13 protein-coding genes are annotated in these 14314 nt (G+C 46.5%); all 13 read left to right on the top strand.

All coding sequences use genetic code 11. The features are described 5' to 3' along the window. Nucleotides 1-11: 11 nt before the first annotated feature. The 13 genes from mshL (at nucleotide 12) to CDZ87_RS09635 (ending at nucleotide 14219) form a co-directional block, all read left to right on the top strand. A complete protein-coding gene (mshL, locus tag CDZ87_RS09695) occupies nucleotides 12-1685 on the top strand; it encodes a pilus (MSHA type) biogenesis protein MshL (protein ID WP_100753371.1) in 1674 nt (557 codons plus the stop codon). A 4-nt stretch (nucleotides 1686-1689) separates the two neighbouring features. After that, nucleotides 1690-2529, top strand: a complete 840-nt coding sequence (locus tag CDZ87_RS09690; protein ID WP_100753370.1) for an ExeA family protein — start codon at nucleotides 1690-1692, stop codon at nucleotides 2527-2529. A 3-nt stretch (nucleotides 2530-2532) separates the two neighbouring features. Further along, the gene (locus CDZ87_RS09685; protein ID WP_100753369.1) at nucleotides 2533-3624 is read left to right on the top strand and encodes a tetratricopeptide repeat protein; all 1092 of its coding nucleotides are present in this window, start codon (nucleotides 2533-2535) and stop codon (nucleotides 3622-3624) included. After that, nucleotides 3621-5345 (top strand): MSHA fimbrial ATPase MshE, encoded by a 1725-nt coding sequence (gene mshE / locus CDZ87_RS09680; RefSeq protein WP_100753368.1) that lies wholly within the window; start codon nucleotides 3621-3623, stop codon nucleotides 5343-5345. The genes CDZ87_RS09685 and mshE overlap by 4 nt, the downstream gene beginning before the upstream one ends. A gap of 8 nt (nucleotides 5346-5353) precedes the next feature. Next, complete coding sequence (locus CDZ87_RS09675) at nucleotides 5354-6574, top strand: type II secretion system F family protein (RefSeq protein ID WP_100753367.1); 1221 nt, start codon at nucleotides 5354-5356, stop codon at nucleotides 6572-6574. Beyond that, nucleotides 6558-7031 (top strand): MSHA biogenesis protein MshF, encoded by a 474-nt coding sequence (locus CDZ87_RS09670; protein WP_100753366.1) that lies wholly within the window; start codon nucleotides 6558-6560, stop codon nucleotides 7029-7031. Before CDZ87_RS09675 ends, CDZ87_RS09670 begins: the two co-directional genes overlap by 17 nt. A gap of 81 nt (nucleotides 7032-7112) precedes the next feature. Further along, complete coding sequence (locus CDZ87_RS09665; protein ID WP_100753365.1) at nucleotides 7113-7679, top strand: prepilin-type N-terminal cleavage/methylation domain-containing protein; 567 nt, start codon at nucleotides 7113-7115, stop codon at nucleotides 7677-7679. A 34-nt stretch (nucleotides 7680-7713) separates the two neighbouring features. Continuing rightward, nucleotides 7714-8178 (top strand): type II secretion system protein, encoded by a 465-nt coding sequence (locus tag CDZ87_RS09660; protein ID WP_100753364.1) that lies wholly within the window; start codon nucleotides 7714-7716, stop codon nucleotides 8176-8178. Between the two features lie 138 nt (nucleotides 8179-8316). Next, nucleotides 8317-8790: a type II secretion system protein gene (locus CDZ87_RS09655; RefSeq protein WP_100753363.1), complete on the top strand. Its 474-nt coding sequence runs from the start codon at nucleotides 8317-8319 to the stop codon at nucleotides 8788-8790. Then, on the top strand, nucleotides 8780-9346 hold the full coding sequence (locus CDZ87_RS09650; RefSeq protein ID WP_100753362.1) for a prepilin-type N-terminal cleavage/methylation domain-containing protein: 567 nt from the start codon (nucleotides 8780-8782) through the stop codon (nucleotides 9344-9346). Before CDZ87_RS09655 ends, CDZ87_RS09650 begins: the two co-directional genes overlap by 11 nt. Next, a complete protein-coding gene (locus CDZ87_RS09645; RefSeq protein ID WP_100753361.1) occupies nucleotides 9346-10119 on the top strand; it encodes a PilW family protein in 774 nt (257 codons plus the stop codon). The genes CDZ87_RS09650 and CDZ87_RS09645 overlap by 1 nt, the downstream gene beginning before the upstream one ends. Continuing rightward, the gene (locus CDZ87_RS09640) at nucleotides 10091-10513 is read left to right on the top strand and encodes an MSHA biogenesis protein MshP (protein ID WP_100753360.1); all 423 of its coding nucleotides are present in this window, start codon (nucleotides 10091-10093) and stop codon (nucleotides 10511-10513) included. The genes CDZ87_RS09645 and CDZ87_RS09640 overlap by 29 nt, the downstream gene beginning before the upstream one ends. Next, nucleotides 10506-14219, top strand: a complete 3714-nt coding sequence (locus CDZ87_RS09635) for a DUF6701 domain-containing protein (protein ID WP_100753359.1) — start codon at nucleotides 10506-10508, stop codon at nucleotides 14217-14219. The genes CDZ87_RS09640 and CDZ87_RS09635 overlap by 8 nt, the downstream gene beginning before the upstream one ends. Nucleotides 14220-14314 lie beyond the last annotated feature (95 nt).

The raw sequence follows: 14314 nt of genomic DNA, 5'->3' as shown, positions 1-14314 counted from the left end.
CAGTAAAACATATGCGTAAATTCGCTATAGCTATCACTATTGTATCAACGTTAGTCGGTTGCTCGATGGGGCATCGCGATCCAATAGAAGTCAAAAATGCGCTCAACGAGGCGATTAACCAAAACAACAGTTTACGATTAGATGAACTGCCAGCGTCCGTTGAAGCCGACCTGATGCCTGAATTAACTACCAGCAATGGTGAGTTGATCGCTCAACACTCGATCAAACGTTTTCGTATTAAGGCAAATCAGGTGGATGCGAAAGCATTTTTTACCAGCTTAGTCAAAGGTACGGCGTATAGCGCCGCTGTTCATCCTAGTGTGAGCGGAACCATTACTGCTAATCTCAATGATGTGTCGCTTGATGAAGTGTTGAGCGTGATTGAAGATATGTATGGCTATCAAATTACCAAGAGTGGCAATGTTATTCAGGTCTACCCTGCTGGTTTACGTACAGTTACGCTGCCAGTCGACTATTTGCAATTTAAACGTACAGGTCGTTCTGTCACCTCGATTTCGACTGGGACCGTAACGAATCCAGCAAGCGGTTCGAGTAATGGCAATTCATCTGGTTCATCAAACACGTCAAGCAGTTCAAACTCTTCATCGAGCAGCAATAGCAGTACTAAAGGTGGCACGGAAATCGAAACCACTAGCGAAAGTGACTTCTGGCCACAGTTGCAACAAGCGGTTACTCAGTTGATAGGTTCGGATCAAGGGCAAAGTGTGGTGGTGACTCCACAAGCGAGTGTCATTACGGTGCGCGCTTTTCCTAACGAGATTCGAGAAGTACGTAATTTCTTGGGTGTCTCGCAACAGAGAATGCATCGTCAGGTTATCCTTGAGGCGAAAATATTAGAAGTCACCCTGAGTGACGGCTATCAACAAGGTATCAACTGGTCAAAAGCCTTTTCGTCAAACGGCACAAATTATACCTTAGGCCAAGGTTCTGTTATCAAAGATACTAATGGTTCTCCTTTGGCTCTACCTTTACCTGGGCTTAATGCTATTGGTAGCTTGCTTGGCGGGCAATCTAACGCCGTTATTTCAGGTGGTAGCTTTGAAGCCGTGTTGAGCTTTATGGCAACCCAGGGCGATCTCAATGTTCTGTCTAGCCCAAGAGTAACGGCTTCTAATAACCAAAAAGCGGTGATTAAAGTCGGCACGGACAGCTATTTTGTCACTGACTTCTCGTCAAATACCGACACCGGCAATACGAGCAGCAATACCACTACTGATATTGAATTAACGCCTTTCTTTTCGGGTATCTCCCTTGATGTAACGCCGCAAATCGATGATCAGGGCAATGTTTTATTACATGTTCACCCAGCGGTCATTGATGTTCAGCAAGAGAATAAAAGTATTAACTATGGTGAGACCAACTTAACCTTACCATTAGCTACCAGCTCAATTCGTGAATCAGACTCAGTGATTCGCGCTCAAGATGGTGATGTGGTTGTGATCGGCGGTCTCATGAAGTCGGCCACCCTAGACAGAGTATCTAAAATCCCGTTTTTGGGCGACATACCTGGCTTAGGGCATCTATTTAGGAACACCAACCAATATACGGAAAAAACGGAGTTGGTGATTTTGCTTAAGCCTTCGGTAGTTGGGGTTAACACATGGCAAAAAGAGCTCGAACGATCGCGCGACCTACTGCAAGAATGGTTCCCAGACGAGCAATAATTGCATGTATCTTGAGCATTTTGGTTTCGCCACTTTTCCTTTTCACCTAACGCCAGACACAGAGATGTTTTTGGGGCTGGCCCCGCACTATGAGGCGATTCAAACCGTGCTTGGTGCGCTTGATATGGGCGAGGGGTTGATTAAGATTACTGGCGAAGTAGGTTCAGGTAAAACTATGATTTGCCGGGTTATTATTAGGCATATTGCCGAGCACGTTCAGTTAGTCTTTTTGCCCAACCCGGCTCTGAGTGGTGAGCAGTTGAGAGCAACGGTTGCCAATGAGTTGGGCATCACCCAAGTCGAGCCAAATACACTGGTTAATCATATTCAACACAAACTACTTGCACTGGCGAAGCAAGGTAAGCAAGTGGTTGTCTTGGTAGATGAGGCGCAGGCGTTAAGTGATGAGGCCTTAGAGGTGTTACGCCTGTTTGGCAATTTAGAAACCGAACAACAAAAGTTGCTGCAAATTGTATTGTTGGGCCAACCGGAATTGGACCAACGTTTAACTCAGCATCACCTGCGCCAACTGCGTCAACGTATCACCTTTAGCGCTTATCTGCGTGGGTTGAGCTTAGATGAGGTTGTGGCTTATGTGGATAATCGCATCAATAAAGTTGGTGGTAACACTGGTTTGTTTACGCTCCACCACAAAAAAGCACTGTGGCGGGCCAGTTTGGGCTATCCACGTTTGATCAATCAGATATGTCATAAAAGCTTGGTTTTGGCCTGCCGAGATCAAACCAAAGTCATCAATAATTCACAGTTATATCGAGCGATACATGACACCTATGACAGTTGTAAGCCTAAATTCAAAAGCCCATGGCTATGGGGATGGAGTTAACCTATGAGTGCGATCAATCGTGCGTTGGCAGATCTATCGACGAACAGTGCCAGTACCGATAGCGTGCTGGTCAAAGCCGAGGTTAAGCCAGTTAAATCGACTCGTATTGTGGCGTGGGTAGTCGTCAGCTTTACGGCCAGCTTAGCCGTCGGTGGTTGGGCTATTTCTCAACAAGCGCCATCTGCACCTCTTTACCATTTTGAACCTGTTGAGGTGCTTGCCACTGGTAATGTATCACCGACCAGTAAAACATCGGTGATTTCGTCACCCATGTATGTAGCGTCAAATGATCCGCTTGCTACGTCTAAGCCTAGTCAACCAGAATCTGCGCCAATCAAAGCCGTGCAATCTCATTCTCCAAGCGCGCCGATAGCAAAAATGCAGCCATACGCTCAACCGCAAGTGGTGGAATCGTCGGTCAACCACACGCTTGTCAGTGCCTCAACCAATAAGGTTGCCGCCTCGCAAGCAAAGCAGGGGCAGGTCGTGATTGAACACGTTGCTCTCACGCCGCAGCAACTGGCAGATAAGGCCTCTGAGCGCGCGAAAAAAGCGCTTGATAGCAATAATCTCTCTCAGGCGTTAGACGCTTACCATCAAGCATTGCGTTATACACCAAACGATAGCGATATTCGCCAGTGGCTCGCGGCGCTTTATTACGGAAAAGGCGAGGTGCGTAAAGCGGCGGAAACCTTACAAAAAGGCATTGCGTTAAACAATGACAATATTGATTTGCGTCTCGCGCTAGCAAAAATGTTGCTCAAAGAGCAGCAAAACCCAGCCGCTTTAACGGTACTGATCGCGTTACCAGAGCAGGCGTCGATAGAGTATTTGTCTTTGCGCGCAGCATTGGCGCAAAAACAGAAACAAGATCAACTGGCGCTAGAGAGTTACTCCCAGTTGGTTGAGCGAGAGCCGCAAAGTGGCCGTTGGTGGTTGGGGCTAGCAATCCAGCAGGAGCGAGCTTTTGATCTGGCGGCTGCGAAATCATCTTATCGTCAGGCGCTGACTAAGTTAGGGGTATCCAGTCAGTCTCAACAGTTTATCCGTGACCGTTTAGCACTCATTGGTCGCTTAGAGGAGCAACCGCAATGAAAATTCAACTCCGTAAGCGACTGGGTGATTTGCTCGTCGAAGAGGGCATTATTACCGAGCAGCAGGTTGAACAGGCACTGAGCGCACAAAAGTCGACCGGACGTAAGTTGGGGGCAACCCTTATTGAGCTTGGCTTTCTGACTGAACATCAAATGCTGAGCTTTCTCTCGCAGCAATTAGAGATCCCACTGATTGACTTGAGTCGTGCGAATGTCGATATTGATGCCGTACAACTGTTACCAGAGGTACATGCGCGCCGTTTACGCGCACTGGTTATTGGTCGGCAAGGAGACACTTTACGCGTCGCCATGAGTGATCCGGCGGATTTGTTTGCTCAAGAGGCATTATTGGCGCAACTGGCTCAATACCGTATTGAATTTGTCATTACACCAGAAAAACAGTTGGTTGATGGTTTTGATCGCTATTATCGCCGCACCAAAGAGATCGCCTCGTTTGCCGAGCAATTGCAAGCTGAGCACCAAATTACCGATGCGTTTGATTTTAATGTTGAAGGCAATGACAGCGAAGACGTTACCGTTGTAAAGTTGATTAACTCTCTATTTGAAGATGCGATTCAAGTCGGAGCTTCTGACATTCATATTGAACCTGACGCCAATGTGTTGCGTTTGCGGCAAAGGATTGATGGCATCTTGCATGAGACGTTGCTTAATGAGGTCAATATTGCGTCGGCTTTAGTGTTAAGGCTCAAGCTGATGGCCAATCTCGATATTTCGGAAAAACGTTTACCACAAGATGGCCGATTTAATATCCGCAGCAAAGGTCAGTCAGTCGATATTCGTATGTCGACTATGCCAGTGCAATACGGTGAGTCGGTCGTGATGCGTCTCCTCAACCAATCGGCCGGAGTACGTAAGTTAGAGCAGTCAGGTCTACCTGCCGATTTGCTGATGCGATTACGCCATCAACTCAAACGTCCGCATGGCATGATCTTAGTGACAGGGCCTACCGGTTCAGGCAAAACCACCACTTTGTATGGCGCGTTAACCGAACTCAACCAACCGAGTAAAAAAATCATTACCGCAGAAGACCCGGTTGAATATCGTTTGCCGCGTGTCAATCAGGTGCAGGTTAACCCTAAAATTAACTTAGACTTTTCTACTGTTCTGCGAACCTTTCTTCGTCAGGATCCCGACATCATTTTGGTTGGTGAGATGCGCGACCAAGAAACGGTTGAAATCGGTTTGCGTGCGGCGCTAACAGGTCACTTGGTCCTGAGTACGTTGCACACTAACGATGCGGTAGACAGTGCCCTTCGAATGATGGACATGGGCGCTCCCGGCTATTTGGTGGCAAGTGCGGTACGTGCGGTTGTTGCGCAGCGCTTGGTGCGTAAAGTGTGCCCAGATTGTAAAACCGAACACGCGTTGGATGACAGCAGTAAGCAGTGGCTTGCACAGCGTTTTCCCAATCAGGTCAACGATACTTTTTCGGTTGGAAGAGGGTGTCAAAACTGTAATCTCACTGGATACAGCGGCCGGATTGGTGTGTTTGAAATGCTCGAACTCAATCTGGAAATGATGGATATGTTGCGCGCCAATGATGCGGTCGGCTTTGCACGTGTGGCACGCCAATCAGAAGAGTATAAACCGCTACTCGCGTCTGCGATGGAATTGGCGATGCAAGGCGTGGTCAGTTTAGGTGAAGTGATGAGTTTAGGTGAAGGGGACTCATCTGGTTTTATACAAGCAATCTATCTCTAAGGTGAGCTATGCCGACGTTTAATTATCAGGGCCGCCATGCAGACGGAAGCGCAACGTCTGGAGTTATCGATGCTCCGACGCAAGAGGTCGTGGTCGAACAGTTGATGAATAAAGGCATTATCCCCATTTCAATACAATTAGGTGGCCAAGGTGGCCGTTTCCGTATTGATATCAAAGCCTTGTTGACCCCGGCTCTGCCTCTTGAAGCTCTGGTGATTTTTTGTCGCCAGCTTTACAGTTTGACCAAGGCTGGCGTACCTTTACTGCGTTCCATGAAGGGGCTCAGTCAAAATAGTACCAGTAAACAGCTGCAAGAAGCCTTGCAAGATGTCACTCAGGAACTGACCAATGGCCGCAGCCTATCGAGCTCGATGCAGATGTTTCCTAAAGTATTCAGCCCGCTGTTTGTCTCGATGATCCACGTTGGCGAAAATACCGGTCGGCTAGATCAAGCGCTGCTGCAACTGGCTCATTACTACGAGCAAGAAGTCGAAACGCGTAAACGGATCAAAACCGCGATGCGTTATCCAACCTTTGTGATCAGTTTTGTCCTTGTGGCGCTGTTTATTTTAAACGTTAAAGTCATTCCGCAGTTTTCCAGTATGTTTGCGCGCTTTGGGGTCGATCTCCCTCTGCCAACTAAGATCTTGATCACGACCTCTGAATTTTTTGTCAACTATTGGCTGATGATGGTCGTGGTGATAGTGGCGGGTCTGTTTGGTTTTAAGGCTTGGATTAACACCGCGGCAGGGCGAGAAAAATGGGATAAATTCCGCTTACGCATGCCAGTGGTGGGCGAACTGGTTAATCGGGCTCAGTTGTCGCGTTTTTCGCGTACCTTTGCCTTAATGCTCAAAGCCGGCGTACCACTAAACCAATCGCTCGCGCTATCGGCTGAAGCGCTTGGCAATAAATACCTTGAGAATCGATTATTAGAGATGAAAGCCTCGATTGAAGCGGGCGGGACCATCTCATCGACGGCGATTAACAGTGGGGTGTTTACACCGTTGGTGATTCAAATGATCAGTGTTGGGGAAGAGACAGGGCGAATCGACGAGCTGCTATTAGAAGTGTCGGATTTTTACGATCGTGAAGTCGATTACGATTTAAAAACCTTAACCGCTCGTATTGAGCCAATTTTATTAGTGATTGTCGCCGCGATGGTGCTGATACTGGCGCTCGGGATTTTCTTGCCAATGTGGGGCATGTTAGATGCAATTAAAGGCTAGTGGCGATAATGTTCAGAAATCTAGGTTAGTTATTTGGTTATTGCTGCTGACCTTTTTGGTGATGAGCTTTCTGTTTGCATGGCAAGCGGTGGAACAACAAGCCAGTAAATCAGCGTTGCAATTGGCTAATCAGCGCATAAATGAACGGGCAAGTTATTACAAACAACAATGGCTACTTGCAAAACAACCCACTAGCCTCAAAATAGGATCACAAAGGCTGAACTACACTAATACAGGGTGGGTAACGCCTGTTAATCATCAATCGCAAGTGGACTGTCAACATTGGCTTGAGCTTTTGTATCCAGAAACAGAGTTACTTGGTAGTCAGCCACTTGAGATTACCAATGAATCGATAGTGGGTCATTATCGTTGTTTGTATCACTATAATCACAATGGATTTATTGCTATTAGTCTGATTGATAATCACTTTTCAGCAAAAGTTGGCCTCTTAATTTAGTCGGTTTATTGACGTATGACATATAGCGAAATCATATAACCTCCGTATAATACGGAGTAGAAACTAACGGGTTGTTACACTATGGCAAATAAGCAAACGGGTTTTACTCTGGTTGAGTTAGTGGTGGTGATTGTAGTGGTTGGACTACTCGCCGTTGCTGCGCTGCCGCGTTTTCTTGATGTGACCGATGAAGCGAAAAAGGCCAGTATTGAAGGGGTCGCAGGGGGATACGCGACAGGCGTGTTATCTGCGCGTGCTCAGTGGGAAGCACAAGCAAGACCTTCGCTGACTATTAATGGCGTGGCGCGCAATAGTATCAATTACGATGGGGTGAACTTTTGGTTGACCAGCGCCGATCAAAGCAATGGCAATTTTCGTGATGGTTACCCTTATGCCGTCAACCTCGACAATAGCACGTTTCCGACGTCACTGACTGACCAGGCGTGCATCGATTTGATGGATAACTTATTGCAAAATCCGCCACGAGTGGGGACGACAGCTAACACAGCGAGCAACTCGGATATCAAGTATACAGCAGAAGCAAACGACGGTGATGCCACTTGCACTTACACGCAAAAAGAGGGTAACAGCGATCATCAGTTTGTGTATGAAATTGAAACAGGTCGTGTGACCGTAACCTTGCAGTAGTACTGCAAATAGTCAATCAAGAGAGAGAGATAATATGAAAAGACAAGGCGGTTTCACCCTAATCGAATTGGTGGTGGTGATAGTTATTTTAGGTATTTTAGCAGTAACAGCAGCGCCCCGTTTTTTGAATATTCAAGATGACGCGCGTAAAGCAACTCTTGAAGGCCTCGCCGGTGCAATGCAAGGAGCTGCGGGAATTGTTTACGGTAAATCAGCGATTGAAGGGGAAGAGGCTGTATCCAGTGCTTCTGTGACAATGAGCAATGTAAATGTTAATACAGCCTTTGGTTATCCTCAAGCTACTCAAGCGGATATCGAAGCTATTGTTACAGGTTTGGGGGATGGTGATTTTGTATTTATACAGGAAGTGGCAAATTCAGATCCTGCTGAAGCGACATTTGGTATCGAAAACTTTACGGCTAATTGTGTTAAGTACACTCAAGCCGCTAATGCTAATACACCGGCATTAGTTGCTGTAGGTACAGATGACTGTGAGTAACAATTCTGAGGCCAGCATCGCTGGCCTTTTTCGTATCCGTTTTTTACCCTCAACGCCTCTCAAATTTCCTTAAAAAACAACAGTGGCAAACCTGGTTAGGTTATACTTAACCGTATTGTGGTTTCGGGTTGTTTCACTATGGCGCGCTTAAAACATACTGGCTTTACTCTGGTCGAGCTGATTGTCGTTATTCTCTTGCTCGGTATTCTATCTGCTTATGCCGCCAGTCGTTATTCTGGAACGTCTGGTTTTTCAAGCGTGACTACACAAAGCGAAGTGTTAGCCTCATTGCGTCTAACCCAAAACCGCGCCATGCAGCGCACGGGTTATTGTAATCGTTGGTTAGTAACCGCTAATCAAACCGGGCAAGTGAAGCCTTTGCAGCCCGAAACACCAGAGATTTGTAGCAGTGAGTTGGCTAATGATGTCTCGTTAGTTACTGTGCCAAGTGGTGTAACGTTAACCCTTTCTACACCTAATGGTTATCTTGATTTTGACTCTCTAGGCCGCGCCGCTCAATGCACCACTTCACTCTGTACCGTAATGATTTCCAGTGCAAGCGATCAGCGCCAAGTATGCATCAATACTGAGGGCTATATCTATGCCTGTTAAGCCAATTAACCGAACGCGTGGCTTTACCCTGGTGGAAATGATCATTGTTATCACCATCACCGCGATTGCGATTACTGGCTTGGCGGCGGCCCTTTACCCGCGTTCGCAGCAGAGCGCCGAGCAGGTGATTGCGGTCAAAGCCGCTGAGCTGGGCAGAGCGGTATTGGATGAAATTTTGGGGCGTCAGTTTGACCGCAATTCAGGCCCCAATGGCGGCTTACCAGAGTGTGTGATTGTGGCTACGACAGATAGGCAGTTATGTAGCGCACCGTCTGAACTGGGCGATGATGGTGAATCGATGACTACCGAATTTAACGATGTGGACGACTTTATCACGGCTACACCAAGGCCGATTCAAGACGTGCTTGGTCAACCTCTTGATAGCAGTTATCGTAATTTTACTGTTACCGTTAATGTCTTTTATGAGCAGGATAATAGCGGTCAGTTTACAGGCGTTAATGCTAATCAGCTCAGCCATTATAAACGCATCAAGGTGGTGATTATTGATTCACAAGGCAATCGCTACCCGTTTGCCGCCATTAAGGGGAACTACTGATGGCGCGTGGTTTTACCTTAATGGAAATGGTGATTACGATTATTCTGTTGTCGGTGGTCGGGCTATTTTTAGGCTCTGTGATCCGCCAAAGTATGGGTATTTATGTTGATACCACCGCCCGTGAAGCTTTGATCCAACAAGGGCGCTTTGTTACTGAGCGGCTGAGCCGAGAATTGCGTGAAGCGGTGCCAAACAGCGTGATGGTGGAAAATGGTTGCATTGAGTTTTTACCGATCACTGACAGCGCGATCTACAGTGAGCTGCCAACCGTGCAATCGCCTTCGGCTGCGGTACGGTTGTTACCGATCGACAAAAAGGTACTCAATGGCGATCGTCTGGTCGTGTTTCCAACCAACGCCGCTTCGCTACGTCAAACGCCAAGTGCCAGCGGACAAACAGCGCAAGTAAACGCGGATGTGGATTTTACATCACCCAACAACACAAGCATGGTCGATGTAGTCTTGACGCAACCGACGGGGTTTGAGATTCAATCGCCAGCTAAGCGAGTTTATTTTTATCGCACGCCAGTGGCTTTTTGTTATCAGAACAGTCGGATTTATCGTTATGCGGATTACGCGCTTAATCGCAGTGCGCTCAGCCCTGAACAGCTTGGCACTCCAGTATTGATGGCTGAAAACATTAGCCAAGCCAATTTTCACGTCACACAGCCAGAGCTACAACGCAATGGCTTAGTGAAAATTGAACTGACATTTTCCGACCGCGGTGAAGAGGTGAGGTTTGACCATGATGCGCTTATCTACAACACGCCGTAAACAGCAAGGCAGCGGCTTAGTGTTGGTCATCTTTATCATTGTGGTGGTCGGCTTTGTTGCCTCGGTCGCTAACCGCAATCAACAGCGCAATAGCCAACAGTTGGTATCGATGGTGATAGGCACTCGCGCCGAAATGGCGGCGCGTTCGGCGATCAACGTTGAACTGAGTCGTTTTTATCAAACGACAACCGACGGCAGTTGCCATACTAATTCTGTACAATCACTCACGTTTGAAGGTGAAGGATTAGCGCAATGTAGCGCACAAGTTGAATGTAACTCAGTGGGCGATATGGATGATGGCCGTACTGTTCATCAACTGACGTCAACCGGGCGTTGTCAAGCTGGCGATTGGACGTTGCAGCGAGTTATTGAAGTGGGGGTGAAAAGTGAATAGATCGTTAGTTAAAACGCTCGTGGGGTGTTTGGTACTGCTGCCTGCTTGCGCTTGGTCGTTTCAGAATATCGATCAAACCATTTATTTCCCGAGCGTAGCTCAAGGTCATGGTAGTTGCAGTGATGCGCCCAATCCGCAATTTACACAAAATAACTCAGCCAAAATAACGGGAACAGGTGGTCAGGCATTAGCGTTTTGTTCTTCTAACCTTGGGGCTGGATTACCTAGTAATGGTTGTGATGGTCAGCAATGTGTGGTCACGGGGAGTTTATCAACACCGTCTTTGTCTCTTACGGGGCCAAATTCTTTCCCCAATTGGAATTCGAATGAAAATATTGGATGTTCAACCACTCAATCCACGTCAATAAATACGCTCAATCAAGTTAATTTAACCAGTGGATGTGAACTGACATTTTTGCCAAACAATAATGGATATCGAATCAAAAATTTTCAACTAAATCAAAATGCCAAAGCAATTTTAACCAGTGGAGATTATTGGTTTGAGTCAGCAAATTTCGTCCAAAATAGTCAATTGGTCATTGATGGTGATGTACGGATTTTTATTTTAGGTAATACCGAAATCTCTGGCAGTCAACTCAATGCAACATCTACGGGCAATTTGACGATTGTCGCTTATGGTAGTATCTCATTGAATAATCAAAGTATTGTAAATGGATATATTTATGCTGCAGATCAACTGACCTTAAATAATAATTCAGTATTAAATGGCCGAGTGACCGCAAAGCAATTAACTATGTCGGGTTCGAGTCGTATTAATCAATTTGAACAACAAGGCTATACTTGCTTTAGCGATGATTTTAATCGCTCAAGTCTGGGGCAAAGCTGGGTACCTTTTACCAGTACTGGTAACTTTACACCGAGAATAGTTAGTGACCGCTTGCGTCTTACCGAGGCTATTGGAAACCAAGCGACCGCTGTGACTTATCAACGAATTTTTCCGGCGGCTGGCAACTTAGTTACTGTTGAGTTTGATTACTATGCGTGGGCGAATTTAACCGGTAATGGTGCAGATGGGGTGTCGGTGATTTTTTCGGATGCCGAGATTATTCCCAGAACAGGTGGTTTTGGCGGCTCTTTAGGGTATGCACCTACCACAAGTTCCAACCCAATTAAGCCGGGGTTTGCTGGAGGTTGGCTTGGAGTTGGTTTGGATGAATGGGGAAATTACTCCAACCCAACAGAGGGAAGAGTCGGAGGGCCTGGTTTTCGTCGCCAAGCCGTTGCTATTCGAGGCTCTGAAGCCGCAAGTTACCGCTATCTAGTAGGAACTGCCGCTAATTTGAACCCCAAGCTGGATGTACGTCGTACTTGTCAATGGTGGGGCTGTTCTTTCCCGGGGCCAGGTCCTGGTCATCGCTATTTCATCACCATCGATTCACGAAATAATAACGCGGTTTATGTTCGTGTGGATCGTCTGGTGAATGGCAATATGCAGACAGTTATCGATTGGTTTAATGTGTTATCGAATCCTAATCAAGGTGCGACACCCGAAGAGTTCTTACTTTCTCTTGCAGGCTCAACGGGTGGATCAGTTAATAACCATGAGATTGAAAACTTTAAGGTTTGTGCCTTGAAGTCTCGTGACGTCGGGGAGCAGGTTGATCATTTTCGTATTGCGCATTCAGGGCAAGAGCCAACTTGTAGTCAAGAAGAGGTTGTGATCACAGCGTGTATGAATGCAACATGTAGCGAACAATATACCGGAACAGTGACAGCGACACTCTCTCCCGCCTCCATAACGGGCGGTGGGGGCTGGGTCGGTGGCAACGTTAAGACATTTTCTGGTGGTTCAGGGACATTTTTTATTCGTAAAAACCAACCGGGAATCGTAACGCTAGATGTGTCGGGCTCGACACCGACGGCACGGCCTTTCTCTGAAAACTTGTGCTCGACGGGTAATGGCAACTGGAGTGCAGACAATTGTGATGTTTTGTTTACGGAAAGTGGCTTTTTAGTTGATGTCCCAGATAAGTATGCAGCGGAAGCGGTTACTGCGACAATCAAAGCTGTCCAGCAGGGCAGCAGTGCCGATCAGTGTGTCGCGAGGTTTGCTAATCAGACCAAAAGCGTTGATCTTTGGAGTCAGTACATCGATCCTGCGGGTGCAGAGTTAATCGGTACTCCTAAGGTGTCTATTAATGCCTCTGGCACAGAGCAAGATATCGGTGACGATGAACCTTCTGCGACAAATTTTAGCTTAGATTTTGATAGCACAGGTCAAGCATCTGTTGAACTCAATTATGATGATGCAGGGCATGTACAGCTTAATGCAACATTCATCGGTACCGGTGATGAACAAGAGCTAGCGCTAACCGGAAGTGCTAATTTCGTCAGTTTTCCTAAATACCTGACAGTTACAGCTGAAAATTCGGATAGTGGAACCGGATCCTGCAGTAGTGCGGATACTAATTGTGATGTCTTTGCCAAAGCAGGGGAAGAGTTTACGCTTAAGGTGACGGCTTACAATCAAGAAGATGACGTGACGCCCAACTACAAACATAGTGGGATTACCATCAGCCATAGTTTGGTTGAGCCGTCAACAGGAAGCGAAGGAAGCATCACTGCAACCTCTTACAACCATGCTCCGATTTTGAATGGTACTAATAGTGTCACACAGTCGGTTTCTGAGGTTGGGGTATTTGATTTCACCGCGGAGCCTCAAGCTCCATTCTATGGAAGTACTAATAGAGAGATTGCTTTGGGTGTTAGTGGCAATATCGGTCGCTTTATCCCTGCTTATTTAGCGGTGTCGAAGGTACAAGATAAAGAGCCTAAGTTAGAAGCCTTTTGTGGCAGTTTTAACTATATTGGTCAGCCATTTGGCTACTCAGATGAGCCACAATTAGCGCTCAATCCCAAAACAGTCGATGGTTCTGACATTAGTAACTATCTTATCGACGACTGGTGGCGTTATAACAATGATTGGGGAAATAGAAACTATCTTGATGCCAATGGTGTAAACATAAGTTTAGATACGACGAGTAATCCCGCTCCCACAGTTGTAAGAGTACAGTCAAATTCGAGTGCTATTGCACTAAACAACGAAGTGATGGTCTACGACAAACCAGCTACGCCAATTAATCCGTTTACGGCTAGTTTCCAACTTGTTTTGGACAAAAATGATCTCAAAGACTCAGATGGCGTTTGCTTCAAAACGGCTGATTCAGATCAAGAGAGCGACTGTCAAGGCATTAGCTTTGATAATGTAGACGCAAGCATGCAACTTCGCTGGGGGCGTTTAGTTATCCATGATACCTATGGTTCTGACTTAACAACGCTAAGGCAAAAATTAGCAATACAGCAATATAAAGATGCTAGCTTCGAAACCAATATCGATGATTCATGCACTAACTTAGGGAGCATTAGCAGCTTTGAACTCACCTCGGATGACTATACAGTCGTGGTTTCAGGCAATCCTACTCAACCAGAAGTTAATGCTAATCTAACCTCTTCGATAATAAGTAGAGGCGAGTCTTGGATAGAATTTAGCCCGCCAGGAGCGGGTAACAATGGTAGCATCACCACCACCTATAATATGAGCACTCAAGGTGTTCCTTGGCTACGAGAAGACAAAGATGATGATGGTGATCTTGACAACGATAATACCGAAGAGGGCCGAGTACAATTTGGATTGTACCGAGGTAGCGACCGCGTTATTTGGTGGCGTGAAAACAGTGCACCATAGTGCGTTGTGCTCGCGAATAAAAGCCAATTTCAATCATTAAGTTAGCCTAAGGTTAGAAATTGCGTGTTTTAGCCCATGTTTGGTGATCAATGCCT

The sequence above is a fragment of the Vibrio salilacus genome (assembly GCF_002811245.1).
In the GTDB taxonomy this organism is placed as follows: domain Bacteria; phylum Pseudomonadota; class Gammaproteobacteria; order Enterobacterales; family Vibrionaceae; genus Vibrio; species Vibrio salilacus.
This window is presented reverse-complemented; position numbering and strand designations above follow the sequence as displayed.

What these genes read in the sequence shown, in the direction of transcription:
- mshL (WP_100753371.1), top strand. Translation starts at nt 12, where the DNA reads ATGCGTAAATTCGCTATAGCTATCACTATTGTATCAACGTTAGTCGGT.
- CDZ87_RS09690 (WP_100753370.1), top strand. Translation starts at nt 1,690, where the DNA reads ATGTATCTTGAGCATTTTGGTTTCGCCACTTTTCCTTTTCACCTAACG.
- CDZ87_RS09685 (WP_100753369.1), top strand. Translation starts at nt 2,533, where the DNA reads ATGAGTGCGATCAATCGTGCGTTGGCAGATCTATCGACGAACAGTGCC.
- mshE (WP_100753368.1), top strand. Translation starts at nt 3,621, where the DNA reads ATGAAAATTCAACTCCGTAAGCGACTGGGTGATTTGCTCGTCGAAGAG.
- CDZ87_RS09675 (WP_100753367.1), top strand. Translation starts at nt 5,354, where the DNA reads ATGCCGACGTTTAATTATCAGGGCCGCCATGCAGACGGAAGCGCAACG.
- CDZ87_RS09670 (WP_100753366.1), top strand. Translation starts at nt 6,558, where the DNA reads ATGCAATTAAAGGCTAGTGGCGATAATGTTCAGAAATCTAGGTTAGTT.
- CDZ87_RS09665 (WP_100753365.1), top strand. Translation starts at nt 7,113, where the DNA reads ATGGCAAATAAGCAAACGGGTTTTACTCTGGTTGAGTTAGTGGTGGTG.
- CDZ87_RS09660 (WP_100753364.1), top strand. Translation starts at nt 7,714, where the DNA reads ATGAAAAGACAAGGCGGTTTCACCCTAATCGAATTGGTGGTGGTGATA.
- CDZ87_RS09655 (WP_100753363.1), top strand. Translation starts at nt 8,317, where the DNA reads ATGGCGCGCTTAAAACATACTGGCTTTACTCTGGTCGAGCTGATTGTC.
- CDZ87_RS09650 (WP_100753362.1), top strand. Translation starts at nt 8,780, where the DNA reads ATGCCTGTTAAGCCAATTAACCGAACGCGTGGCTTTACCCTGGTGGAA.
- CDZ87_RS09645 (WP_100753361.1), top strand. Translation starts at nt 9,346, where the DNA reads ATGGCGCGTGGTTTTACCTTAATGGAAATGGTGATTACGATTATTCTG.
- CDZ87_RS09640 (WP_100753360.1), top strand. Translation starts at nt 10,091, where the DNA reads ATGATGCGCTTATCTACAACACGCCGTAAACAGCAAGGCAGCGGCTTA.